This window comes from Rossellomorea sp. GCM10028870 (assembly GCF_042666755.1).
Classification (GTDB): domain Bacteria; phylum Bacillota; class Bacilli; order Bacillales; family Bacillaceae_B; genus Rossellomorea.
In genome coordinates this window covers 1,985,616-2,010,906 of the sequence record NZ_JBHTGN010000001.1, presented here as the reverse complement: position 1 = coordinate 2,010,906, position 25,291 = coordinate 1,985,616, and the positions used below count along the sequence as shown (strand labels likewise).

Sequence of the window (25,291 nt, the reverse complement as noted above, 5' to 3'; positions counted from 1 at the left end):
TTTATGGGGAGGGACATCTATGAAGTTTAATTTAACAACGAAGATTATCATCGCCTTGATCTTGGGGGCGATTGTGGGATTACTGCTCAATATTTTTGCTAAAGATATATTTGATATATTAGATCCTTATCTATTTACTCCGTTAGGGAAGATTTTCCTTAACCTCATCAGCATGCTTGTCGTGCCAATTGTGTTTCTATCCATCGTCCTTGGATCTGCAGGTCTGGGTGACCCTAAGAAACTGGGGAGAATAGGATTGAAGACCATTGTATTCTTCTTGGTGACTACCTGTATAGCCATCGTGATTGGTCTATCTCTGGCTTATGTCATTGATCCCGGCCTGGTAGAGGGAATCGACAAAACACAATCAGAAGGTTTTGAAACCAAAGAAGCTCCTCCTGTGGGAGAGACTCTCATGAACATTATTCCAAAAAATCCACTCACGGCGATGACAGAGGGAAATATGCTGCAAATCATTGCATTTGCCATCTTTATTGGATTTGGATTAACAGCTTTAGGGGATAAAACAAAAGGAATATTGAAGCTTGTTGAACAAGGTAATGATCTTATGATGTACCTTGTGACACTCGTTATGAAATTCGCTCCATACGGCACATTCGGATTAATCGCTTCAGCAATAGGGAGCCAGGGTTTCAGTGCTTTGAAGGCGATGTGGCTGTATTTTGTCGTCGTTCTTGCAGCATTGATCATTCACGCCATCGTTACCTATGGTGGAACGATTCTCCTCCTGGCAAAGAAGAATCCGCTATGGTTCTTCAAGAATTTCAGTCCTGCGATGAGTGTAGGATTCAGTACATCAAGCAGTAACGCGACGCTTCCCATCTCAATGGATGTTGCACAGCAGCGTTTAGGCGTATCGAAATCAGTAAGCTCTTTCGTCCAACCATTAGGAGCCACCATCAACATGGATGGTACTGCCATCATGCAGGGGGTTGCGACCGTCTTTATCGCTCAGGTGTATGGTGTCGATTTATCATTGGAACAACTGATTACGGTTGTACTAACGGCTGTTTTAGCCAGCATCGGTACAGCAGGGGTTCCTGGTGTAGGATTAATCCTTCTTGCCATGGTATTAAGCAGTGTAAACCTGCCTGTAGAAGGAATTGGATTAATTCTGGGGATTGACCGCCTGCTTGATATGGCAAGGACGTCGATCAATATTTCAGGAGATGCAGCGTGTGCGCTGTTTGTATCAGAATCTGAGAAGAAACGTACAATTAAGGAACAAAGAGGAGAGGCGTGATCTCCTCATAAATTAAATCGAGTCTATGGCCTGTAAAGGCGATAGACTCGATTTTTTATATCTATTTTATTTCGTGGTAGCGATCTAATGCCCGATCCCTGGCGGCTTTATGGTCCACGATTGGATAGGGGTAATCTTCCCCCAGGATGACCCCGGCCCCTTCCAGAATCTCCACGGAAGCTTCTGAAGGTTTGTGGATATGTTTACTGGGAACATCTTTTAATTCAGGAACCCACATCCGGATATAAGTGCCTTCTTTATCGAATTTTTCACTTTGGAGGGTTGGATTGAAAATGCGAAAGTAGGGGGCTGAATCAAAGCCGGAGCCTGCAACCCACTGCCACCCCATTGAATTATTGGCGAGGTCTGCATCGATGAGTGTATTCGAAAACCACCTTGCGCCTTCTTGCCAAGGAATCAGTAAATGCTTGGTCAGGAACGATGCGACGATCATTCTGACACGGTTGTGCATGAACCCCGTTGCCCATAATTCTCTCATTCCTGCATCAACGATTGGATAGCCTGTCTCTCCTCTTGTCCATATATTCCAATGCTCCTTTTCCTTCTTCCATCGGAATTTCTTGAACTTCTCATTTACTGGCCGTGTGGTGGACTCAGGAAACTGAAGGAGGACGGAGTAGGAGAATTCTCTCCAAATCAATTGTTTAATGAACGGCTCCACTTGTGTACCTCCCATTTCAAGGAGTGAATGATACAAGCTTCTCACAGAAATGACACCAAGAGCTAAGTATGGGGATAAAGTGGAATGATGTCCTTCTGCAGGCATGTTTCTTCTTTCTGCATAGTCCTCGATGCTTTTTTGAACGAATGAATGATACCTTTTAATAGCAGCTTCTTCGCCGGGGTCCCAAATGCTTTCCATGATGTGAAACCAGGGTATAGAGGGTTTTAGACTTAAATCGATAAGTGATAGACCCTCGGCACCGAGCCTAGGGACCTCTAGTTTCTTAACAGGTGCGAGGGGTTTCGGGATTTCTTCCTTCCTTAATGATTTATAAAATGCCGAGTACACTTTATAAGGGGTGCCGTCCTCCTTTTTGACCTTCCAAGGCGGGAGGAGAAGTGTACCTTCAAATGTTTGAACATCTATTCCTTGTGAGGACAAAGAACGGGCTAATGTGAGATCCCGTTCATACACCCTTGGATCATATACCCGATTCCAGTAAACTGCTTGTGCATCGGTTTTCTTAACCCACTGAGGGAGAACATTTTCTACTTTTCCTCTATCCATCCATAGTCTTCCGTTAATCGTTTGAAGAGATGTTTGAAAGGCTTCTAAATTTTGATGCAGCCACCACTTCTTGGCTTCTCCGGTTGAAGCAGGAGAAGTTTCCTCATCCAAGATATAGAGAGGAATCACTTTTCCTTCTTGAGAAGCTTTGTAGAGAGCTGGGTGATCGTGAAGGCGAAGGTCTTGCCTAATAAGGACAATGATGCTTTTTGTCATGATTTTCCCTCCGTTGATTCGAATGCGTCTATTCTTAATCTAAAGTATAGTAAAATGGACAGAGTGATACAAAAATCAATGGGTTCAATCAAATATGTTTTAATAATTTTGAGATTAGTGTAATATTACACTAAAACGGAAATAAGGTGTGAATCGATGACAAAAGAAGAAATCGTTTTAATCATTTCAGATAAATTAAGGCTAATACGCACAGAAGCAGGGTATACACAGGACAAGATGGCGAACATCATCGGATTATCCAAAAAAACCCTTGTCCAAATAGAAAAAGGCAGAGTCATGGCCAGCTGGACCGCGGTCATTGCCGTCTGTGCATTGTTTAAAGATAGTGAAACCTTAACCACGAGTCTTGGGGGGGAACCTCTTGAAATCATAGAGACAATTGCTCGGGAAGGGATTGATTACCGGAAGGAAAAGACGTTAGGCGGGAAGGTCTGGTGGAAGGATTTGAAGAAGGATGATGAATACATACTTCAACAGAACCTTTTCAGTAAGCACTATCGAATATTAGATTTTGATGACTACCGAATTTATAGCAGCTTTGATGAAGAAAATGCCCATAAACGTTTTGATGAGTTAACAGGTGAGTAAAGAAAGGGAGGGACGGACCTTGCAAGGTCCGTCCCTCCCTTTCTGATATTTAATTTTATTTTACAACCAATACACTGGATTCACAGTTTTGAGTGACTTTTTCACTGACGCTTCCGAGTACCCATTTTTTCATACCGGACTTACCGCTGCTTCCGACCACTACCAGGTCTGCCTGGATTTCTTTGGCATATTCACATATGCGTTTTGCTTCTGAACCGGATAGGTGAATATAGTTTGCTTCAATCCCGTAAGGAGAAAGTTTTTCCTTTGCATTTTTTAAAAAGTGATGTGTAGAGGAGGGGGTCTTGATTTCATGACGTTCTTCCTCCGTCGAATGAGTTTTGTTGTCCGGTGAAACCGATAAATTCCCCATATAATTATTATCAAACCCTGGTGATGTATCTGCCAGTGCATGGGTGGGAGTATAGTTATCATGGGTTTGATTGGCTATCTTTTCATCTGATATATGGAGTACGGTTAATTTTGTATCTATAGAACCTTTTATTAATTTCTGCACTTCATCCAATGCTTTCTTGCTTCCATCTGTTTCATCGTAGGCTAACAAAATATGTCTATACATTAAAATCACCTCAATATTGGGATATCTACTATTTACCCCAATATATGAATTATAATCTTTTTCAGGAAAATCCCTCATAAATCGAGACAATCACACGAAATATTATGGTAAATTATTTCTACTAAGGAGAGAAAAGGATATGGATAAAATGCATCCAATCATCAGAAAGTGTATTGAACACTTAACGAAAATCAATACTGATGAGAAAACACGGCAAATCGTGTATATGTATTTGAAATCTCTTCAAACTTTAAATGAAGAAGAATCCCATGGAAACTACGATCCAACCATTCGAAAATGTATTCAGCATTTAAAGGTATTAAACGCTGATGATCAAACCTGTCAGGTTGTATTTACCTATATGAAAGCTATTCAGGAAAACGGTGAATGGAATGCAGAATATATAGGTGCAGATTCAACATTGGCTTAATAACAAAAAGAAAGAGCAGAACGGAGGAAGATCCTTTCTGCTCTTTCTATTTGATTAAAATTCATATAATAGCAGGAATAATGTTCAGTTTGAATGGTTCTGATTACAGCATGCTGATAATCCAACCAATGACAACAATTGCTCCAACGACCATTAAGATTGTACGTATCATTAAAATCACCTCGACTTATCGTATCAATGAAATATGCTTTGTATTTCTAACCGGTTAATGTAAAGTTACCCTGTTAACGAATAGTTAAAACCTTCTCCACATTATTATTTAGCCAGGCTACTCCTTCAGGCGTTATTTCTGTTCCAATTCTCCCTCTCTGGATACATACATAGCCTAAATCCTGGAGTTCGTTTAGTCTTGTCCTAATTTGTTGAACGGATAGAGGAGTGGAGCTTCGTTGCAGGCAAGAATAAATCTTTTGTCTGCTGGCTCGTTTTCCTTCTTCGAAAAATTCAACTAAAGCGGAAAGGATATTTACATACTCTCCTGATTTTGACATGGTGATGGCCGGAGGAGATAGGTTATCCTTAGTATGCACTTTACCTTTAAAATTATTATCATTTTTCGGTAATTGATGTACCGTTAGACGATTTTGTTCTGCAACGGTGATCATGTAAAGCAGCGTATTTTTAAGTTCGCGTATATTCCCACTCCATGGTGCTTTCTTCAATGCATCTAATACAGCTACGTCGATTGTAGAGATTTTGCTTTGTTCCATTCGGAGGAAATTCTCAATGAGGAGGGGGATATCTTCGCTGCGATCCTGCAGACTTGGCAGCTGCAAAGATAGAACTTTCAGACGGTGATAGAGATCTTCACGAAACGTTCCTTCAATTATTAAGGCTTGGAGATCCCTGTTCGTTGCAGCAATGATCCTGACATCAACAGGGATGTTTTTGTTTCCTCCGATCCGTCTGATTTCCATTTCCTGAAGAACCCTCAGGAGTCTGGCTTGAAGCTTTAGGCTAATATCACCGATCTCATCAAGAAACAAGGTCCCGCCATCAGCTTGTTCAAACAATCCTTTTTTACCTCCTTTTTTTGCGCCTGTGAATGCTCCGTCCTCATAGCCGAATAATTCACTTTCTAATAGATCCTCGGGCAGGGCGCTGCAGTTAACGGCAAGATACGGACTGTTTTTTCGGGAAGAATCATTGTGCATAGCGCTTGAAAACAACTCTTTCCCTGTGCCTGTTTCCCCATAGATTAGAACCGGGAGCTCACTTTGTGCGAGTTTTTTGGCAATCATTTTTGTTTCATTAATGATTGCGCTGTTACCCAGTATGCTGTCAAATGTATATTTCGCAATATACCCTCTTCGCTGAAGCTCCCGTTTACGGACCTTTTCCATCTCAATGGTCTCTTCCATATCTTTAAACGTTGCAACGATGACTCCTTCTGCCTTCAAACGGAAACGATAGACCATTACATTCTGCTGACGGAGAGTGAAATATTGTTGATCTTCATCCTGTTGCGATGTCAAAAAGTGATTGAGCTCGATATTCTTGAACACCCTGTTTAGTTTTTTTCCTTTCGCATGGGCAGCTGTAATCCCGACCATTCGTTCAAGCACTTCATTGAATACGGTAATTTCTCCGTCTTCCTGAAAGGCGAGGATACCATCATTTACACCATCCACTACTTTATTTAAAAATTTATTTAACGTTTTTGCCCGTCGATTGATTGCGCCCAGTTTTTGACTGAGCTCGATGATCTTTCTCGTATAGCGGTCGGTAATATCAAAGGTTAACTGCTCTGACAACTGAAAGTGGTAGATGATTTTCATAATGGTATTCAAATCGATCAGTCTTACACCGATATCGATTTTGCTGGGAATGGAAGGTGGTATGCTTGCCGTTTCTCCTGGTGAGATGGCAATATCAATTTGTCTAGGGTAGTCTCCGGTTGGGGAGTATGGAATGTAATCGACGTGATCTATTCCTAATCGTTTCAATGTAGAGACAGCTTCTTGAGCCGTCTCGATAAAGTCATTCACATATAAAATCTTTTTTCCCGGAGGTAACTCGAAAATACGATCTATGTATTCATAATTGACGGTGCGGCGAGCTTTAATGATGGTGCATGAATCGAAATCGATATATTCTTTCACTTCTGGCGCGATGAGCGCAGAAGAATAAACAATCAATTTATTGGTGAAATACGTAGGAATTCCTTCATCACAAGCATAACTCGTAATATTGATCAGTTCTCCAAAAACGGATTGTAATTGTTCCTTAAGAGCTCTTTCTGTTTCCTTTGTTCCAGCTAATAGAATTAATTCATGTTTCATACGTCTCCCCCTTATGGTTTAATTGGTTGATAAGTGTTTTATTGGTTGATAAGTGTTTTATTGGTTAAGTATATTTTAACCGATAATAACCATTAGTGCACCCAAAGTTTGTATTTTCAGATAATTATAGATTGGCACGGAACTTGCATGTACATATGTGAAACAAATCATACTGTCAAACGGGGGGAAAGAAATGGAGAAAGAACAAAAAGCCTGGAAGGTGCCGCATACATTTATTATTGTTTTTTTCGTTGTACTGGCAGCTGCAATTTTAACGTATGTCGTACCAAAGGGGCAATTCACGACAGAAGAAATCACATTTATGCAGGATGGAGAAGAACAAACCAAAACGGTATTAAATCCTGATTCGTTCAGTTATTTAAAGGATGATGATGGAAATCTAATTAGAGAAGGAACCAGTCTTTTCGAGCCGGGTGGCGGAATTGGATTCCTTAATTATGTATTTGAAGGTCTTGTATCAGGGGATAAATGGGGGTCCGCTGTAGGTGTTGTGGCCTTTATCTTAATCATTGGTGGTGCCTTTGGCATCATTATGAAGACAAGGGCCATTGAGGAAGGGATCCTAAAGGTCATTGAGAGGACGAAAGGAAAGGAATCTCTCATCATCCCAATTATGTTCTTCTTGTTCTCATTAGGGGGAGCCGTGTTCGGGATGGGGGAAGAGGCCATTGCCTTTGCCATGATACTCGTTCCAATCATGATTGCGATTGGGTATGATGCCATCACTGGAATCATGATCACTTACGTGGCGACTCAAATCGGTTTCGCCACTTCATGGATGAATCCATTCGGAGTGGCTATCGCACAAGGTGTTTCAGGTGTACCGGTTCTTTCGGGATCAGGTTTCCGTATTGTGATGTGGATTGTCTTTACACTTGTGGGGATCATTTACACATGGAGATATGCTGTAGCGATTCGAAAGGAACCTAAACGGAGTCTTTCTTACGCTTCTGATGAATACTTCCGTAAAGAAGGCAGAGTACAAGACCTAAATACGAAATTTACTTTGGGTCATTCACTTGTCATATTAACGGTTGCAGTAGGTATTGCTTGGATCATTTGGGGAGTAGTGGAACACGCTTACTATATTCCGGAGATTGCGAGCCAATTCTTTACGATTGGATTAGTAGCAGGAATCATTGGCGTTCTGTTTAAATTGAATGGAATGTCATGGGATGATATAGCAGATGGATTCATCGACGGGGCGAAGGATTTATTGCCGGCTGCCTTAGTTGTAGGTATGGCAAAAGGAATCGTCATTATCCTTGGTGGAGATTCACCTGACGCACCATCTGTATTAAATACGATGTTATATGGAGCAGGGCAAGTGGTTGGGGATTTCCCTGAAGCCATTTCTGCCTGGTGTATGTATTTATTCCAGTCTGTATTCAATTTCTTTGTTGTATCTGGTTCCGGTCAAGCCGCTTTAACAATGCCTTTAATGGCTCCACTTGCAGATATTGCCGGAGTCTCTCGTCAAGTAGCGGTCCTTGCCTTCCAATTAGGAGATGGATTAACCAATATTCTTGTGCCGACCTCTGCTGCCTTACTTGGTACACTTGGAGCAGCCCGTGTCGATTGGGGAATATGGGCGAAATTTATTATTAAATTCATGCTGATTCTATTCGTTCTTTCATCGATCTTTGTGATAACGGCAACATTCATCGGTTTCTGATTTGATTTATAGTGCCGAACCTTTATCGAAAGGTTCGGTACGATTGTATGAATAAGAAATGAAGGGAGCAAACATCATGCTGACATTAATTCAAAACGGAGAAGTTTATGCTCCAGAATATTTAGGGAAAAAGGATATATTAATAGTAGATAATAAAATAGGTTTTATTGAAGATAAGATTGAACCTCCTCATCAATTTGTGGATATAAAGATTGTGGATGCAACTGGAAAGTATGTTGTACCTGGATTCATAGACTCACACGTACATATTATGGGTGGAGGCGGCGAGGGCAGCTTTCGTACAAGAACACCGGAAATTCAACTGACTCAGGCCACACTTGCCGGTATCACGACGCTTGTTGGTGTGATAGGAACAGATGGAACGACAAGAACGATGGCGAGCCTTGTAGCGAAAGCAAAGGGTCTTGAAGAAGAGGGAATTACCTGCTACGCGCAAACCGGTTCTTATCAAGTACCATTAAAAACGCTTACTGGAAAAATTGAAGACGATATTATTTTAGTAGACCGCATCATAGGAGTAGGCGAAGTGGCAATTGCTGACCACCGCTCATCTCAACCCACGGTAAATGAATTAACGAAAATTGCTTCTGCTGCCCGAATTGGCGGCATGCTGTCAGGCAAATCGGGAATTGTCAATGTTCATGTAGGAGATAGTCATGACCATTTAAAGCTTCTAGAGGAAATAGTCGACACAACGGATATTCCGATTAAACAATTCTATCCAACTCATATTAATCGAAATGCCCATCTATTTGAAGCAGGGATTCAATATGCTCAAAGGGGTGGTTATGTAGACTTTACGACCAGTACGATTCCACAATTTCTCGAAGATGGCGAAGTGAAATGCAGTAAAGCGCTAAAACGCATGCTGGATGCAGGTGTGCCGGTTGAACAAATCACATACACCTCGGATGGACAAGCAAGCCTGCCTAATTTTGATGGGGACGGCGAGCTGATAGGATTACAGATTGGCCAGGTTTCCAGTTTATACTGTGAAGTGAAAGACGCTGTTCTGGAAGAAGGGATTCCTTTGGAAACAGCCATTAAAGTCATTACATCAAATCCTGCCAAAATCCTGAAATTAAAGCAAAAAGGTCACGTTGAGGCTGAAAAAGACGCTGATCTGGTGCTGTTGGATAAAAATACACTTGAAGTAAACACGGTGTTTGCCAAGGGGAAGTTGATGGTAGAGAACGGGGAAGCAATAGTGAAGGGCACGTTTGAATAATTGTTTGGTTTTAAATAGCTTGGAGCCGTGGGGCTCTGGGCTATTTTTTTTGTGTATGTATGGATTAAATACGTGGCGATTTAGTGTGCTGGTTTGGCCAATAGATGGTAAAGTGGCAGGGTATTGTTGGTTGAACTCAGAGAGAGGTTCACAATTTGGCACAACAAATACCAAAAGTGGCTCAATAAACAACAAAACTGGCACAACAACCCCCGATTTTGGCACAAGTGGGTTACTGAAATGACTATAATACACAATGGGGTATGTAGATTCCTACGCTTTTTTTGTTAGACTTCCAGCCTCCCGATCCACATCCGACTACAGACGGAGGAAAAAACCACCAATAGACCCTCAAGTTCACTTAACCTTCCTTATATGATAAAGATAGTTAATCATTGATGGGAGACGGTTATTCATGAAAAAAATGATTGAAATCTTTAAGAATCCAATATTTCTAAAGTTATTTTTTGCTAATTTCACTTCGCATATGGGAAGTGTGATTGGTTTGACTGCCTTTATGTTTTATCTGCTGGATCGGTTTTCCGAGCAACCCATGTATGCTTCCCTGACTGAAATGATGTACTCATTACCCACTCTTCTCGTCTTCTTTCTTGTTGGAGTATTCGCTGACAGAATGGACCGGCAAAAAATCGCCTATCACTGTGATACAATCAGTGCGTTCCTTACACTTTTATTATTCGGGGCCATCTACATTGGCTGGCTGCCCCTCATATTTACGATCTTGTTTCTACGAAGCGGCGTTCAGAAGTTTTTCTTTCCTGCTGAACAGGGGATATTGCAAGGAGTGCTTTCGAAAGATGATTATTCAACGGCCGCCGGCTTGAATCAGATGGTGATGAGCTTGTTTATGTTACTTGGAAATGCAGTGGCCATCTTTGTATATTGGACGGCGGGGATCTACGGTGCGATTGCAGTCGATTTTGTTACATTCGTTATTTCTGCCATCTTAATCAGGAAATGTATCATTCCTGAAGAGGTTCGTCTTCCAAACGGCAAGCATACATGGACAGACTTGAACATTCAGTCTGTGAGGAAGGATTTTACAGCGGGGGTGAATTATATTCTGAATCACAAGCTGTTGTTATCCTTAATTGGAGGGTTTGTCGTATTTGGAATTGTGAACGGCGGATTCTCGGTCATTCCTATTTTTATATTGAAATATAAATTAGCCCCAGAGTCTTATGAAGAATATTCGATTCTATTAGGTGTCGCATTCGGCGCGGGTGTATTGATCGGCAGTATCTTCTCTTCGATGCTTGCTCAGAAGTATAAGTTTCATGTGTTGATCGTTGCAGGGCTGGTTATTTCCGGAACATTTATCATCGCAGCATCTTTTGCGCCTGCGACTTGGATCTTCCTCACGATCATCTTTTTTGCCGCATTGGGGTTACCCCTTGTGAATATTGCCATCGGAGGATGGATGCCGAGCATCATTGATCCAAAAATGATGGGCAGGGTGCAAGGGTGGATCAATCCTCTTATGATGCTGTCACAATCGATTACACTGGGAGTGATTGCCTTGACATTCCCTACCGTCGTAACCGTTGAAATGCTCTACTGGCTCGTTGGAGGATGCCTAATCATAGTAGGTATCTTCTACACCATCATTCTACCTAAATATGTGAAAGAAGAAAAGAATGCTCAGCCTGCTGTTCTGAATGGCTAAGTGAGATTCCCTCTATGAATAGAAAAGGGCTATTCATAGAGGGCTTTATTGTGGGATTTCCCGAAAAGTTTGTTGCTATTTTAGAGAAGAAGTAGTTGATTTCCGCTACAGGATGCTCGCTTTCCGCGGGGCTGGCTCGGCCGAACGCTAGCTGCAAGCGGAGCGGTTCTCCTCACCATCCAGCACACACTGATTGACAGAGCCCTGGCAGATCCAATGTTATAAAGAAACAATCTTTGCGAAAAAAGGCTTTTGAAAATAGAATGAAAATATTTCAAAAAAAGTATAATGATTTTATGAACGATTTTTCTTCTTGTGCGTCTTATTAATGAACTCGCAGGCTGGGGTGGAAAGAAAGGACAGTAAAGGATGGAAGAGAGAGATCTGATCAAACGGGCGAAAAAAGGGAATCACGAAGCCTTTGCTATTCTTTTTCGAGAGCATTATCCTTTTCTAGTGAAATACTTAATGAAAGTGACAATGAATCGGGATCAGGCAGAGGAGCTTGCTCAGGATACAATGGCAAAATGTGTAGAGAAGATTCATCAATACAATGGGAAATCAAAATTTTCATCATGGCTGATTTCCATCGCAACCAATCGTTATATTGATCTGCAGCGTAAAAAGAAAAGAGAACAGAACTGGCAGAATGAAGAAGTGAACGTTAGAAAATTAAAATGGGAGATGGAGTCAAGGAATGAAGAATGGAATGATGTGCTGGCAGCCCTATCCACACTATCAGAAGATATCAGGCTCCCTATCATCCTTAAACATTACTACGGTTATTCCTATGAAGAGATTGGTCAAATGACAGAAGTGCCACCTGGGACAGTGAAATCCCGTGTTCATCATGGGATCATCCGGCTGAGGAAGGAGTTGAAAATAGATGAACAATCATCAGGAACATAACGATGAATTAAAGAAATTACTGGAGGAGGGATTCCAGTCAATTGATGAAGACATTGACGAAAGCACCCCGTCCCTGCAGTGGTTCGAGCAATTAGTAGAGGATAAGCAAGTGGAGCTTAAAGCAAGGTTTAAACGAGATCTCACCATCTTTCTTCTTCTGGCCTGTTGTATCTTGACTGTGTTTTCCCTTACGTTATTTCAAATGCCAATTCTATTTCTTCTCCTTCAAGTCGCCATCTTTGTGGGAGCCTCGATCTTTACTGGCATAACATATACGAAAAAGGTGAAAAGGATATGACGAAAGAAGAACTATATATTTTACCCCTTGTCATTCCGATCCTTCTGACTCAAAGTATTTACCTGTTTATCGATGCCCGGAAGAACGGACATAACTATTGGTTCTGGGGGATCTGGGGATTGATTCAGTGCCCGTTTCCACTTATCTTTTATTTCATATTTGCAAAGAAGATTTGGAGAAAATTCAAGGCAGGGGAGAGGGAATCATGATTATTGTGACAACCGATTTTGTACCAGGTAAAGAAGTAAAAGAATTAAAAGGATTTGTAAGGGGTAGTACCGTACAAGCCAAGCATATTGGCAAAGACATTATTGCCGGTCTTAAAACCATTATTGGTGGAGAAATAAGCGAATACAGTGAGTTGATGGAGGAGGCAAGGAAACAGGCGATAGATCGTATGATGGAAGAAGCTTCTCAAAAAGGTGCAAATGCCGTTATTGCCGTTCGTTTAGAAACCTCTGCCGTCATGCAGAATGCTTCAGAAATTATTGCTTACGGAACGGCTGTCGTCGTGGAATAAATGAAAAGTGAAAGCGTAGAATAATGGTGGTTCACTATTAATGTGGTATCACATATAGTATATAGAAAATTAATAATAAAAATAATATTGACACAATTTCAAGCGTATAGTATGGTTATTAATGGAATTAATAATAAAAATGAATGGAGGGTTTGTGATGATGAAAGTGTATACAATTCATGGAGTACCAGCAGCCAATTTCATATCATCACATAACCAGTAACTCCTTAATCATTCTGAAATATGAATATTAATGGCACAGGTTATGCATATAATCTGTGCTTTTGTATGTCCAAAAACAAAGACGGACGTTTTAAGGCGCAACAGATTGGTGGGGATTCGAAAGGAAACCTCTATCAGATCTAGTGTTAAAAGCCTTAAGCGTCTGTCTTTTTTTCGTTTAGGTGTACCCAAGGACCATCCTTGATCACATATATACCTAATTTAGAAGGAGGAAATGAATATGTTAATCATTCAAATGAAGAAGATGATGTCTGCTGTGGAGACAGAAGGCGGATAGTGAAGAAAATCAACAAGAGGAGGTAATGTGGAATGTTTAGTATTTTTAAGAAATTATCATGGTTTTTTATTGAAAATTGGAAGAGATATACGGTGGCGATCGTTCTATTGACGATTGTCGGAATCCTTGATGTGATTCCCCCTAAGCTTGTCGGAAATGCCATTGATGACATTCACCTGGGTGCGATGACGTGGGATGTCGTAGGGGAATATCTGTGGTTGATCGCCGGGATCGCTATCATATCGTACGCAATGACGTATGTGTGGATGTATCAATTATTTGGAGGGGCCTTTCTGGTTGAACGGAAGCTCCGCAGTAAATTCATGGGACATTTGTTAAAGATGACACCGACGTTTTTCGAGAAAAATCGTACGGGAGATTTAATGGCAAGGGCAACGAATGACCTGAAGGCCATCTCGGTCACAGCCGGTTTCGGAGTGTTGACCTTAATCGATTCCAGTGTCTTTATGTTAACGATCCTTTTTACAATGGGATTTCTTATCAGCTGGAAACTGACCATAGCGGCTATACTGCCATTGCCGATCATGGCAATGTTGATGAAGGTGTACGGTGCGAGAATTCATAAGAGATTTACGGAAGCTCAGGATTCATTCGGGGACTTGAATGATAAAGTGCTTGAGTCCATTGCGGGCGTTCGTGTCATTCGTGCGTACGTCCAGGAAAGAGCTGATGAGAAGCGTTTCGCTGATATGACAGAAGATGTATATAACAAGAATATAGGAGTGGCAAAGATTGACTCACTCTTTGAACCTACCATAAAAGTACTTGTAGGGCTAAGTTATTTAATTGGACTCGGCTACGGGGCATATCTTGTGTTTCATCAGTCGATCACATTGGGAGAGCTTGTTTCCTTTAATGTGTATCTCGGTATGCTGATTTGGCCGATGTTTGCCATTGGTGAGTTAATAAATGTCATGCAGCGCGGAAATGCCTCACTTGACCGGGTTCAGGAGACCCTTGATTATGTTCAGGACGTCCAGGATTCTGAGACTCCTCAATGGATAGATTCTCCTGATCGCATAGGGTTTAAGGATGTGGACTTTCAATATCCATCCTCACAAGTGTTAAATCTGTCCCATATTAATGTGAATATCCATCAAGGAAGCACTCTTGGAATCGTCGGGAAGACTGGAAGTGGAAAAACGACCTTTATCAAGCAGCTCCTCCGTGAATACCCTGCCGGAAAAGGGGCTTTATCCATAGGAGGTGTCCCGATCAGTGACTTGACCATCCAGCAGGTAAGGGACTGGATCGGCTACGTACCCCAGGATCATGTCCTTTTCTCAAGGACCGTTAGAGAAAACATTCTGTTCGGTAGACATGATGCGACTGAACAAGACCTGGAACAAGCCATTGAACTGGCTGATTTCAAAAAAGATCTTGAAATGCTTCCGGACGGATTGACCACTCTTGTAGGAGAAAAGGGTGTGGCGCTTTCAGGTGGTCAGAAGCAACGGATTTCGATAGCCCGGGCACTTATCAAAAATCCGGAAATACTGATCCTTGATGACTCGCTATCCGCTGTTGACGCCAAGACAGAAGCAAAGATCATTGACAATATAAGAAAAGAACGTGATGGAAAAACAACGATTATTACGACTCATCGTCTCTCGGCGGTTCAGCATGCAGATTGGATCATCGTATTTGAAGATGGAAAAGTGGTAGAAGAAGGGGTACATGAACGACTCCTTGAAAACGGTGGTTGGTATAAAGAACAATTCGATCGCCAACAAGTTGAAGATTCCTCACTAGAGGAGGTGGGCGCATGAACGTCGGAAGAAAACTAGTCGATTATGCCCTTATTTACAAAAAAATCATTATTGCTGCCCTTTTGATGCTTAGTGTGTCAGTAGCGGCAGAACTTGCAGGACCTTTCATTGCAAAAAAACTGATCGATGATCATATTCTTGGAATAGAATCAACCTGGTATAAAACAGTGGAGGGAAAAGAAGCTGTTTCCTATGAGGGCAATTGGTATAAGCGTGATCAATATTTCTCTGAAGGGGAGAGCAAAGGGGAAGACATCCGTATTCTTCAAGTGGGAAGAGCATTTTATTTCGTTCCTTCTAGTGTTTCCTTTGATGGTGAACGATCTGTCACAGCAGGGGAAATGACCATTACAAAAGGGGATGAGTCAGCAACTTATCCCGCCCAAAAATTGAAGGGAAACGAGCTGCTGCGTTTTTATAATCCGGAAATCCCGAAAATTATCAAATTGATTGCCTTTTATTTTGGCTTATTGGTAATCGCCGCCTTTTTCCAATACGGTCAGCGATTCTACCTTCAGAAAGCTGCAAACCGTGTGATTCAGAAAATGCGTAATGACGTTTTTCAGCATATCCAGAAGCTGCCGATCCGTTATTTTGATAATCTGCCGGCAGGGAAGGTCGTAGCGAGGATCACAAACGACACCGAAGCGATCAGAGACCTGTATGTAACAGTTTTATCGACTTTTTTCTCAAGTACGATTTATATTATTGGAATTTATATAGCACTCTTTATACTTGATGCGAAATTGGCGGCCATCTGCTTGATCCTGATCCCGATTCTGGTTGTATGGACGTACCTGTACCGTATTTATGCGTCTAAATACAATCACATCATCAGATCGAAAGTGAGCGATATCAATGCCATGATCAATGAATCGATACAGGGCATGAACATCATTCAGGCTTTCAGCAGAGAGAAGAAAACAAACGAAGAATTCGAAGACTTGAACGAAACTCACTTCAAATATCAAAATAAACTTTTAAGCTTAAATTCAATGACCTCCCATAACCTTGTAGGGGTATTAAGAAATATCACCTTCGTGGCATTCATATGGTATTTCGGAGGAGCCTCTACCGGAGTAGGATCGGTGGTAACATTGGGCGTACTATATGCCTTTGTCGATTACATCAACCGTTTGTTCCAGCCGGTGACAGGAATCGTAAATCAGCTTGCGAACCTTGAACAGGCACTAGTGGCAGGGGAGCGGGTTTTCCGACTGCTAGAAGAGAGTGGAACTTCTGTTGAAGATGAGAAAATGAATCGTTATGAGGGAAATGTCAGCTTTGAGAATGTTTTCTTTGGGTACAAGGAAAATGAATATGTATTGAAGGATATCACGTTTACCGCAAGCAGAGGCGAAACTGTTGCCCTGGTGGGACACACAGGTTCAGGGAAAAGCTCGATCATGAATCTATTATTCCGTTTCTACGATAGCAATGAAGGAAAAATCCTGATTGACGGAAAAGACATTGTCGATATTCCCTATCAAACAATTCGCGAGCATATGGGGATTGTCTTACAGGATCCTTATTTGTTTACGGGTACAATCGCATCCAACGTAAGTCTTGATGATCCTCGGATTTCGAGGGAACAGGTGGAAGAAGCACTCAAGGCCGTTGGTGCGGAAAAGGTGTTCAAAAACCTTGAGAACGGCTATGACGAACCCGTGATCGAGAAAGGAAGCACTCTTTCTTCAGGGCAGCGTCAATTGATTTCCTTTGCACGGGCTCTCGCCTTTAATCCAGCGATCCTGATTTTGGATGAAGCGACGTCGAGTATTGATACAGAGACGGAAGCCATCATTCAAGAAGCGATGGAAGTGTTGAAAAAGGGAAGAACGACCTTCATCATCGCTCATCGACTTTCTACGATTAAGAATGCCGATCAAATACTGGTTTTAGATCGAGGGGAAATCGTCGAACGGGGCAATCATGACGAATTGATGAAGCGGATGGGACGATACCATCAAATGTACCAGCTCCAGCAGGGGGCAAAAGGTGATAAGGCAGGATAGGACACGGGAAGCATCCGACTGATAGAGTCGGGTGCTTTTCTTTTTTAAAATTTATCCAGAAAAAGGATTTTGTCACCTCTTACAAGAACAGTAAATAGATAGAGACAATCACAAGGGGGAAATCATGAAGGCACTTCGTAAACTCGTACTTATTATTGTGGGCTTTATACTGATAAGCGTGCTGCCCGTCTTATTCTATGGAGGAGGAAACACGGAATTATATTATTTGATGATGAATGATCAAGGAAGCTCATTTGGCTTTTATCCGAAAGAATATTTCCTAGGAATTTATCATGTATTCTCACGAATCTTTCAACAGGATCAGTGGATCTTGTTTGTTCTGAGTAAGGAATATCCGCTTCAGGATGTTCTGGCTGAACGATATTTCTACTCCATGAAGGTATTCGTATTTTCTCTGGGATTGGCGGTTGGAATTTCATTTTTAATCAGTTTATTCATCTCTCTTTCTTCCAAATGGATGCAACGTGCGTTCTTAAGTCTGGTGAATATCCTCGAATCGCTTCCCGATGTATTCATCATCATCGGTATTCAACTGGCTGTAGTGATGTATTTCCGTCATACCGGTGTGTTAATAGGGGATATTGCCATGACGGGTGAAGAATTATACCTGTTGCCGGTCACCTGCTTAACGATCGTGCCGACCGTATTCTTAATTAAAACCATCGTTCTCCTGCTGAAAGAGGAAGACCGGAAACCGTACATAGAGCTCGCCAGGGGGAAAGGTCTCAATGCATTTCAAGTCATAGTGACACATGGTTTCAGGAACGTAGTCTACAGCCTATTCTACCGATCCAAAATCATTTTCTCCTTTATGCTATCCAATTTGTTTATATTAGAAAGATTGTTCAATATGAGGGGGATAATGGATTTACTGATCTGGTCGAGTGGATTCACTTTTGTGATTATTTCCACTGTCATCTTCCTCCCATTCTATCTGGTCTTTACTTTGATTGAGATGCGCATGAAGAAGAGCATCGGACTAAAGGAGGACGGGACCTATGCTTAAAGATCTCTGGAAGCAGCCACAGTTTCTCATTGGGTTCCTATTCATTACGGGCCTATTAGTGCTGAGTTTTTTGTATGAACCATTTATAGAAGAAAAGGTGAAGATGTATAGTTTCTTTAACTATAACGGCGAAACAGTGGGGCCGCCGTTCACACCGGCTGAGCTGCCTCCGTTCGGGTCAGATCGATTGGGTCTACCCTTATGGTCATATGTCATTCAGGGGGCGAAGTTTACCATCATCATTGGATTGATCATCAGCCTTCTTCAGGTGGTACTGGCTTTTTCATTATCAGTGATCTTTATAAACTTCTTTAAAAAAGTGCAAAGGGTATTTGAAGAGTTGGTAGAGTCCATGGTCTATATCCCCATGGCTGTCATCGCCTTCATGCTCCTTTCACCAATCAGTTTCGTCATCGATGAACCGGAAAAGGCATTTGTGAAAGTGATAAGTATTCAGATCTTCATCCTGACGCTGATCGGCATTCCGCCATTGATTGTAGTCCTATCCAAAGAGATTAAGAAAGTGCTCCAGGAAGAGTTTGTCCTGAGTGCCAGAACGTTGGGAGCAAGTGGCTTATCTTTGTATCGGAGGCATATCCTGAGAAATTTATTCCCGCGTCTGATCTTGTTGTTTTTTCAGCGAAATGTGGCGGTACTGATATTATTTGCTCATCTCGGCTTTCTTGAGATTTTCCTGGGAGGGGCTGTAGAAAGGGAAATCATGATGGGAGTAACGCGATTGTTTTCTCTTTCCAATGAATGGGCAGGAAATATCGGGAAAGCCTACTTTGAACTGATGGTGGCACCGTGGATTCTTTTTGTGCCCCTTATTGCATTATCATTCACTGTGCTTTCCTATAATCTTATGGCGACATCGCTTCAACGGGTACTGTTGGGTGACAAGGGGAGAGTGAAGAGAATCAGGAAAGGGGATGGGAAGCAGAGGGGATCTGTGGAGCGTGTGGAAGGTGAAATGTTTGTGATGGAGTCCGAGGAGACATATAGGGGGTAGGATGTGCGTTTGAAAATAAAAGTTGGGAATTTGAAAATAAATTCCCAAAATCCCAAAATCCCAACAAATTTTGTGTTTTTGGATAAAAACGGACTCTTTTTGGTAGAAAAACGCCAAAGGGGTCACCAATTATACCCTGTCATTCAAGCAAAAATACTATTTCCTGTTAAGAAAACAGGACTTTCGTGGGATTTTGTCGTTTTAAATCGAATTTCTCCCTTTATCAATGTATAATTTAATTGATAAAAAAGTTTCATAAAGGGAGGATCCTATGATGGGATGGGCAATCGCCATTTTATTTGGGACAGCAGTTGTGCTGCTCATTTTATCGTTTATTAAAACGACACAAACCAACTCGCAGCTTGAGCAACAGATAGAGCATGTATCGATTTCTGTGTTGAATGAGGTTCATGAACTGGAGAAGCAGTTACGAAATATTCAATTGGATGCCGAAATTACAGCCCAGCAGGCAGGGGTTGCATTAGCGGGATCTGAGGAGCGCACCCTGCTGCGTGAGATGCTTGATTTGTATAAAAGGGGCTATTCCATTGAAAGCATAGCGGGAAAAACAAAGCTGAAGCCTAATGAAGTAGAACATCTGCTTGCGCCATTTAGGGCCCAAAAGGCTGAAAGGGGCTTAGTAGCACAATGAGAGTGACACCTAATTCATTGCGCAGTTTTGCTGCAGGTCTATTAATTGCAACCACTGTAATTGGGTCTGTATATATGTTTGGTCCTACTGAAGCCGAAAGCACAGGGAAAGCGGAAACCGTTAAAACGGAGAAACTCACAGAAGAAGAAATGGTAAAACAACTTACTTCCAATGGCTTTGTTATACATACCGAAAATGAATGGAATAAGCAGCTCGCTGCCATGAACGAGAAGCAGGAAGAAGAAAAGGAAGACATTAAAGAGCGGAAAAACGATGACAGTGTCGTTTATCGTACAATGTTGACCGTGTCTACCGGAATGACCAGCATTGACGTCGGGAATGCCCTGGAGAACGCAAACATCATCAAAAGCGGCCTCGACTTCTACAAAGAAGTTGAAAAGCGCGGACTTGAAAATGATTTGCGTCCGGGTACTTTCGAAGTGGAGAGCGGAATGACAACAGACGAAATCATTTCAACTATTTTCAAATAATGAGTAGTAGGGACAGGGGACTGTCCCTATTTCTTTTTGGTAGAGCCTGAGACAAGAGACCTGCGTCCCAAACACTCAATAACAAATCCCCACACGAGTTCTGATATATCTATCATCCTCGAGCTGTTGGTAGATAAAATCCCCGGTGTCATACATGGAGATGCTTTTTCCTTCAGGAGGCAGGACTTCCTTTTCCGTTCGGTATATTCCCAGTCTTTCTCCATCAGGTAAATAGGTTGGACAGACAATCGTCCAGTCCATCTCTGAGGCTTTTAAGATGAAATAGGCTCTTAAATGGTCTTCGGCAGCAGTTGTGCTTCTTCGTTTAGATTCACTTGACTGGAATCGAAATACTGCTGAATCTTTTCGGGATTGAAGGATCCCTGCGGTACCACAGGTAATGATTCTTTTCACTCCATGATATCTCATGGCTTTTAAGAGGTTGGGCATACTCCTTGTGAGTACGTCGTTTTTATCTGTATTCAAGCAGCTGATTACCGTGTCACAGCCTTCAATGGTTCTCATCACATCTTCTTCGTTCAGTACATCGCCTACAATATCATTGCTGCACGCTTCTCTATCAGTTTCGCTCCTTATCAGACGGTTTACCTCATGTACAGATTTTACTTGTTGAAAGACAACAGAACCGACCCGCCCGGTGCTTCCGAATAAAGCGATTTTCATCATTATGACCTCCAGTCTCACTATGGAAATAGTGTACCGCAAAACCGTTATTATTTACATGAATCTGCATCTCAGGTTACATACTAGGAAGGAGAAGAATAAAAAAAGTCTCGAATTGAAAACTTTTATGTTGACTTATTTCTTGTCTCGTTTTATGATGACAATCGTAACGAATTTAAATCCGATAAGAATAGTGGGGGTTATACGATGCAAAAATGGAAATTATCCATCATCATGCTAATAGCTTTATCCATGGTATTAGCTGCGTGTGGTCAATCTAATGATAAAGAAGAATCAAGTGGTGATTCTAAAGAAGACTCTAAAACATCACTATACGACCAAGTCATGGAAGAAGGAGAATTACTTGTTGGAACGGAAGGTACATACCCTCCTTTCACATTCCACGACGAATCCGGGGAACTGACTGGATTTGATGTAGAGATTGCCCGTGAAGTAGCAAAGCGTCTGGGCGTTGAAGCGAAATTCCAGGAAACACAATGGGACGCGATGTTTGAAGGCTTGAACTCTAAGCGTTTTGACGTAATTGCAAACCAAGTGGGGATTCGTGAAGATCGCCAGGAGAAATATGATTTCTCAACACCATATATCGAATCAAGTGCAGTAGTGGTTGTATCCAAAGACAATAACGATGTGAAGACATTTGAAGATATTAAAGGATTAACTTCTGCTCAATCTCTGACAAGTAACTATAGAGATATCGCTGAAAAAAATGGGGCGGAAATTCAGCCCGTTGAAGGCTTGGCACAATCTATCCAACTTCTTGAGCAAGGCAGAGTAGATGTAACTGTAAACGATAAAATTTCAATTCTTGACTATTTAAAGAAACAGCCGAACGCAAATGTCAAAATAGCTGCTGAAGCTGAAGAGGCCGGACAAAGTGGTCTGATGTTCCGTAAAGGAAACGACAAGTTAGTAGAAGAAGTTAACAAAGCGTTAGAGGAAATGAAGAAAGACGGTACGTACAAAGAGATTTCTGAGAAATGGTTCGGAGAAGATGTATCTCCTAAGTAGTATCTACCAGGATCCCGAAGCAATGATTGATATACTACAAAGCTCCCTGCTTCCAATGCTAGAGGGAGCTTTGTATTATTCTATCCCTCTGACGCTGATTTCTTTTGCTTTAGGAATGATCCTGGCCGTCCTTACTGCACTTGCCCGTTTGTCCAATGTATCGATTTTAAGAGGAATTGCCCGATTTTATGTATCTGCCATTAGGGGAACACCATTACTTGTTCAATTGTTCATTATTTTCTACGGCTTACCGACACTTGGAATAAAGTTTGATCCGTTCCCGTCTGCCATCATTGCTTTCTCATTAAATAAAGGTGCCTACTCCTCTGAAATCGTCCGTGCAGCGATTCAATCGATTCCCAAGGGTCAATGGGAAGCAGGCTATTCCATCGGTATGACGTATTCACAAGCTTTAAAGAGAATCATCCTGCCCCAAGCTACTCGTGTATCCATCCCGCCGTTATCGAATTCATTCATTAGTCTGGTGAAGGACACGTCGCTGGCTTCATTGATTCTTGTAACAGAAATGTTCAGAAAAGCACAGGAGATTGCTGCGACCAACTATGAGTTCCTGCTTATGTACATGGAAGCTGCCCTCTTGTACTGGATCATTTGCTTTATCTTATCCATCATTCAAGGCCGTATCGAAACACGACTAGATCGATATATTGCCAAGTAATTATATGCCGCAACAAATTAAAGGAGATTGAATATGATTTCCATCAAAGGATTAACGAAACGATTTGATCAATTAGAAGTGTTAAAGGGAATGAATGTTGAGGTGAATAAAGGACAGGTAATCGTCCTGATCGGCCCTTCAGGTTCTGGGAAAACAACCTTCCTGCGTTGTTTGAATGCCCTCGAAATCCCTAATGACGGAACCGTTTCAATAGGCGGTACCTCCGTTGATTTCAATAAAAAAGTATCCAAGCAAGAGCTTATTAAACTAAGAAGAAAGACAGGGATGGTGTTCCAAAACTACAATTTGTTCCCTCACATGACAGCCCTGGAAAACGTCATGGAAGGACCTACTATTGTACAGAGGCGTAACAAGTCTGAAACTAGGGAAAAAGCCATCAGATTGCTTGAAAAAGTAGGATTGGGTGACAAAGTTGACTACTATCCGTTCCAGCTTTCAGGTGGACAGCAGCAAAGGGTCGGAATCGCAAGAGCACTCGCTATCGAGCCGGAAGTGATGCTCTTCGATGAACCCACCTCTGCACTCGATCCTGAACTGGTAGGAGAAGTTCTGAAGGTAATGAAGGATCTTGCCGAAGAAGGGATGACCATGGTTGTCGTTACTCACGAAATGAGATTCGCGAAAGAAGCAGCCGATAAGGTCATCTTCATGGATGGCGGATATATCGTAGAAGAAGGCACGCCACAGGAGGTCTTCGAAAACCCTACGAATGAACGTACGAAACAATTCCTGAATTTAATACAATAGAGTGTAAAAGATGAATGGGACAGATGCTCATTCATCTTTTTTATATTCATGAAGGAACACCTCAACGTTACAATTTCTAAGAATAAATTGATGAGTCTCAAATAAACTTCTCAGAAAAAGGTTAGTTCACCAGGATTAGTGGAAATATGGTAATAACAAGATCAAAACAAGGGAGGAACCAGAATGGAATATCGTATTGAACGTGACACAATCGGAGAAATGAAGGTGCCGAAAGAAAAATATTGGGGTGCCCAGACTCAACGGAGTAAAGAAAACTTCCAAATCGGTACAGAGAAAATGCCCATTGAGGTTACATATGCCTTCGCCCAGCTAAAGAAAGCGGCTGCGGTTGTTAACCATTCACTTGGAAAGCTTTCAGAAGCGAAACAGCAGGCGATCAGTACAGCATGTGATGAAATACTGGAAGGAACATGGGATGATCATTTCCCGCTTGTCGTATGGCAAACAGGTAGCGGTACTCAATCCAATATGAATGTAAATGAAGTAATTGCCTTTCGTGCGAATGAAATCCTTGAAGAAAAAAGTGTGGATGAAAAAGTTCATCCCAACGATGATGTGAACATGTCCCAAAGTTCCAATGATACATTTCCGACAGCGATGCATATCGCAGCTTATCAGGAAATCGAATCAAAGCTATTTCCGATCCTTCAGGAATTTACCTCGACACTGAAAGAAAAAGAAAACCAATTTCAATCCATCATTAAAATAGGCCGTACCCATCTTCAAGATGCAACACCATTGACGCTGGGACAGGAAATCAGCGGTTGGCGGGCCATGATGGAAAGATCCTATAGCATGCTAAGAGAAAGCGTTCATCGATTAGTCAATCTGGCTATCGGGGGAACGGCTGTAGGGACGGGGATTAACGCCGATCCAAAATTCGGCGACAAAGTGGCAAGACAATTAGAAAATCAAACAGGCATCAAGTTTGTCTCATCTGATAATAAGTTTCATGCCTTAACGTCCCATGATGAAATCGTGTACGTACATGGTGCTGTAAAGGCCCTCGCTGCTGATCTTATGAAAATAGCGAATGATGTAAGGTGGTTAGCGAGCGGTCCCAGAAGTGGAATCGGAGAAATTACGATACCTGCGAATGAACCAGGAAGTTCAATCATGCCAGGTAAAGTGAATCCGACCCAAAGTGAAGCAGTGACGATGGTAGTGACACAAGTTTTCGGAAATGATGCGGCTATAGGGTTTGCCGCAAGTCAAGGTAACTTCGAGCTTAATGTATTTAAACCAGTCATCATCTATAATATGCTGCAATCCGTACGCCTGCTTACAGATGGCATAAAGTCATTTAACTATAAGTGTGTGAAAGGACTTGAAGCGAACGTAGAGGTAATAGAAGACTTTGTTCAAAGGTCCCTTATGCTGGTAACGGCATTAAATCCTCATATCGGGTATGAAAAAGCGGCTGAAATTGCTAAGAAAGCTCACAATAATGGCTCTACATTAAAGGAAGCAGCCATAGAATCTGGCTACTTAACAGAAGAGCAATATGACGAATGGATCGATCCCGCGAACATGGTTCATAATAAATAACAGTAAGAACTGGCTCTAATAAAATGGGCCAGTTCTTTT

At 41.8% G+C, this 25,291-nt stretch carries 25 protein-coding genes; 21 read left to right on the top strand and 4 right to left on the bottom strand.

Annotation, left to right across the window (positions count from 1 at the left end; translation table 11 throughout):
• Positions 1 to 19 precede the first annotated feature (19 nt).
• Complete coding sequence (locus tag ACFQWC_RS10330; protein ID WP_299739890.1) at positions 20 to 1,264, top strand: dicarboxylate/amino acid:cation symporter; 1,245 nt, start codon at positions 20 to 22, stop codon at positions 1,262 to 1,264.
• A 61-nt stretch (positions 1,265 to 1,325) separates the two neighbouring features.
• Here the strand turns inward: ACFQWC_RS10330 and ACFQWC_RS10325 are convergent, their stop codons facing one another.
• On the bottom strand, positions 1,326 to 2,732 hold the full coding sequence (locus tag ACFQWC_RS10325) for a cryptochrome/photolyase family protein (RefSeq protein WP_377107115.1): 1,407 nt from the start codon (positions 2,730 to 2,732) through the stop codon (positions 1,326 to 1,328).
• A 156-nt stretch (positions 2,733 to 2,888) separates the two neighbouring features.
• On the opposite strand from ACFQWC_RS10325, the gene ACFQWC_RS10320 reads away from it, so the two are divergent.
• On the top strand, positions 2,889 to 3,341 hold the full coding sequence (locus ACFQWC_RS10320) for a helix-turn-helix transcriptional regulator (protein WP_299739893.1): 453 nt from the start codon (positions 2,889 to 2,891) through the stop codon (positions 3,339 to 3,341).
• A gap of 55 nt (positions 3,342 to 3,396) precedes the next feature.
• On the opposite strand, the gene ACFQWC_RS10315 is transcribed toward ACFQWC_RS10320, so the two are convergent.
• Positions 3,397 to 3,921: a universal stress protein gene (locus ACFQWC_RS10315; protein ID WP_299739895.1), complete on the bottom strand. Its 525-nt coding sequence runs from the start codon at positions 3,919 to 3,921 to the stop codon at positions 3,397 to 3,399.
• Between the two features lie 139 nt (positions 3,922 to 4,060).
• Here ACFQWC_RS10315 and ACFQWC_RS10310 point away from each other — a divergent pair, with 139 nt between their 5' ends.
• The gene (locus ACFQWC_RS10310; protein ID WP_299739897.1) at positions 4,061 to 4,351 is read left to right on the top strand and encodes a hypothetical protein; all 291 of its coding nucleotides are present in this window, start codon (positions 4,061 to 4,063) and stop codon (positions 4,349 to 4,351) included.
• Positions 4,352 to 4,596: 245 nt separating this feature from the next.
• Here the strand turns inward: ACFQWC_RS10310 and ACFQWC_RS10305 are convergent, their stop codons facing one another.
• A complete protein-coding gene (locus ACFQWC_RS10305) occupies positions 4,597 to 6,654 on the bottom strand; it encodes a sigma-54 interaction domain-containing protein (protein WP_377107112.1) in 2,058 nt (685 codons plus the stop codon).
• Between the two features lie 193 nt (positions 6,655 to 6,847).
• Here ACFQWC_RS10305 and yfcC point away from each other — a divergent pair, with 193 nt between their 5' ends.
• The 14 genes from yfcC to ACFQWC_RS10235 all read left to right on the top strand — a co-directional run bounded on the left by yfcC (position 6,848) and on the right by ACFQWC_RS10235 (position 20,520).
• Positions 6,848 to 8,350 (top strand): putative basic amino acid antiporter YfcC, encoded by a 1,503-nt coding sequence (yfcC, locus tag ACFQWC_RS10300; RefSeq protein WP_299739900.1) that lies wholly within the window; start codon positions 6,848 to 6,850, stop codon positions 8,348 to 8,350.
• Between the two features lie 76 nt (positions 8,351 to 8,426).
• Positions 8,427 to 9,599 carry a beta-aspartyl-peptidase gene (iadA, locus tag ACFQWC_RS10295; RefSeq protein ID WP_299739902.1) on the top strand — a complete coding sequence of 391 codons (1,173 nt, stop codon included), beginning with the start codon at positions 8,427 to 8,429 and terminating at the stop codon, positions 9,597 to 9,599.
• Between the two features lie 415 nt (positions 9,600 to 10,014).
• Positions 10,015 to 11,286: an MFS transporter gene (locus ACFQWC_RS10290; protein WP_377107109.1), complete on the top strand. Its 1,272-nt coding sequence runs from the start codon at positions 10,015 to 10,017 to the stop codon at positions 11,284 to 11,286.
• A 369-nt stretch (positions 11,287 to 11,655) separates the two neighbouring features.
• Positions 11,656 to 12,195 carry an RNA polymerase sigma factor SigY gene (gene sigY, locus ACFQWC_RS10285; protein WP_299739906.1) on the top strand — a complete coding sequence of 180 codons (540 nt, stop codon included), beginning with the start codon at positions 11,656 to 11,658 and terminating at the stop codon, positions 12,193 to 12,195.
• Complete coding sequence (locus tag ACFQWC_RS10280; RefSeq protein WP_299739908.1) at positions 12,173 to 12,493, top strand: YxlC family protein; 321 nt, start codon at positions 12,173 to 12,175, stop codon at positions 12,491 to 12,493. Before sigY ends, ACFQWC_RS10280 begins: the two co-directional genes overlap by 23 nt.
• Entirely contained in the window at positions 12,490 to 12,702 is a 213-nt protein-coding gene (locus tag ACFQWC_RS10275) for a sigmaY antisigma factor component (protein ID WP_113971228.1), read from the top strand. The genes ACFQWC_RS10280 and ACFQWC_RS10275 overlap by 4 nt, the downstream gene beginning before the upstream one ends.
• Entirely contained in the window at positions 12,699 to 13,013 is a 315-nt protein-coding gene (locus ACFQWC_RS10270) for a YbjQ family protein (protein WP_299739910.1), read from the top strand. Before ACFQWC_RS10275 ends, ACFQWC_RS10270 begins: the two co-directional genes overlap by 4 nt.
• A gap of 552 nt (positions 13,014 to 13,565) precedes the next feature.
• On the top strand, positions 13,566 to 15,323 hold the full coding sequence (locus ACFQWC_RS10265; RefSeq protein WP_299739912.1) for an ABC transporter ATP-binding protein: 1,758 nt from the start codon (positions 13,566 to 13,568) through the stop codon (positions 15,321 to 15,323).
• The gene (locus ACFQWC_RS10260) at positions 15,320 to 17,338 is read left to right on the top strand and encodes an ABC transporter ATP-binding protein (RefSeq protein ID WP_377107105.1); all 2,019 of its coding nucleotides are present in this window, start codon (positions 15,320 to 15,322) and stop codon (positions 17,336 to 17,338) included. The genes ACFQWC_RS10265 and ACFQWC_RS10260 overlap by 4 nt, the downstream gene beginning before the upstream one ends.
• 124 nt (positions 17,339 to 17,462) lie before the next feature.
• Complete coding sequence (locus ACFQWC_RS10255; RefSeq protein WP_299739916.1) at positions 17,463 to 18,365, top strand: ABC transporter permease subunit; 903 nt, start codon at positions 17,463 to 17,465, stop codon at positions 18,363 to 18,365.
• Positions 18,358 to 19,377: an ABC transporter permease subunit gene (locus ACFQWC_RS10250; protein ID WP_299739918.1), complete on the top strand. Its 1,020-nt coding sequence runs from the start codon at positions 18,358 to 18,360 to the stop codon at positions 19,375 to 19,377. The genes ACFQWC_RS10255 and ACFQWC_RS10250 overlap by 8 nt, the downstream gene beginning before the upstream one ends.
• A 3-nt stretch (positions 19,378 to 19,380) precedes the next feature.
• Positions 19,381 to 19,611: a hypothetical protein gene (locus ACFQWC_RS10245; protein ID WP_299739920.1), complete on the top strand. Its 231-nt coding sequence runs from the start codon at positions 19,381 to 19,383 to the stop codon at positions 19,609 to 19,611.
• Positions 19,612 to 19,651: 40 nt separating this feature from the next.
• On the top strand, positions 19,652 to 20,029 hold the full coding sequence (locus ACFQWC_RS10240; protein WP_377107102.1) for a hypothetical protein: 378 nt from the start codon (positions 19,652 to 19,654) through the stop codon (positions 20,027 to 20,029).
• The gene (locus tag ACFQWC_RS10235) at positions 20,026 to 20,520 is read left to right on the top strand and encodes a hypothetical protein (protein WP_377107100.1); all 495 of its coding nucleotides are present in this window, start codon (positions 20,026 to 20,028) and stop codon (positions 20,518 to 20,520) included. Before ACFQWC_RS10240 ends, ACFQWC_RS10235 begins: the two co-directional genes overlap by 4 nt.
• Positions 20,521 to 20,595: 75 nt before the next feature.
• Here ACFQWC_RS10235 and ACFQWC_RS10230 read toward each other — a convergent pair whose 3' ends face one another.
• Complete coding sequence (locus ACFQWC_RS10230) at positions 20,596 to 21,204, bottom strand: NAD(P)-dependent oxidoreductase (protein WP_299741271.1); 609 nt, start codon at positions 21,202 to 21,204, stop codon at positions 20,596 to 20,598.
• A gap of 207 nt (positions 21,205 to 21,411) precedes the next feature.
• On the opposite strand from ACFQWC_RS10230, the gene ACFQWC_RS10225 reads away from it, so the two are divergent.
• The 4 genes from ACFQWC_RS10225 (at position 21,412) to fumC (ending at position 25,252) form a co-directional block, all read left to right on the top strand.
• Positions 21,412 to 22,236 carry an amino acid ABC transporter substrate-binding protein gene (locus tag ACFQWC_RS10225; protein WP_299739926.1) on the top strand — a complete coding sequence of 275 codons (825 nt, stop codon included), beginning with the start codon at positions 21,412 to 21,414 and terminating at the stop codon, positions 22,234 to 22,236.
• Positions 22,220 to 22,915 (top strand): amino acid ABC transporter permease, encoded by a 696-nt coding sequence (locus tag ACFQWC_RS10220; protein ID WP_113971234.1) that lies wholly within the window; start codon positions 22,220 to 22,222, stop codon positions 22,913 to 22,915. Before ACFQWC_RS10225 ends, ACFQWC_RS10220 begins: the two co-directional genes overlap by 17 nt.
• Before the next feature lie 33 nt (positions 22,916 to 22,948).
• Positions 22,949 to 23,683: an amino acid ABC transporter ATP-binding protein gene (locus tag ACFQWC_RS10215; protein WP_299739931.1), complete on the top strand. Its 735-nt coding sequence runs from the start codon at positions 22,949 to 22,951 to the stop codon at positions 23,681 to 23,683.
• A gap of 183 nt (positions 23,684 to 23,866) precedes the next feature.
• On the top strand, positions 23,867 to 25,252 hold the full coding sequence (fumC, locus tag ACFQWC_RS10210) for a class II fumarate hydratase (protein WP_377107097.1): 1,386 nt from the start codon (positions 23,867 to 23,869) through the stop codon (positions 25,250 to 25,252).
• The last annotated feature ends 39 nt before the right edge of the window (positions 25,253 to 25,291 follow it).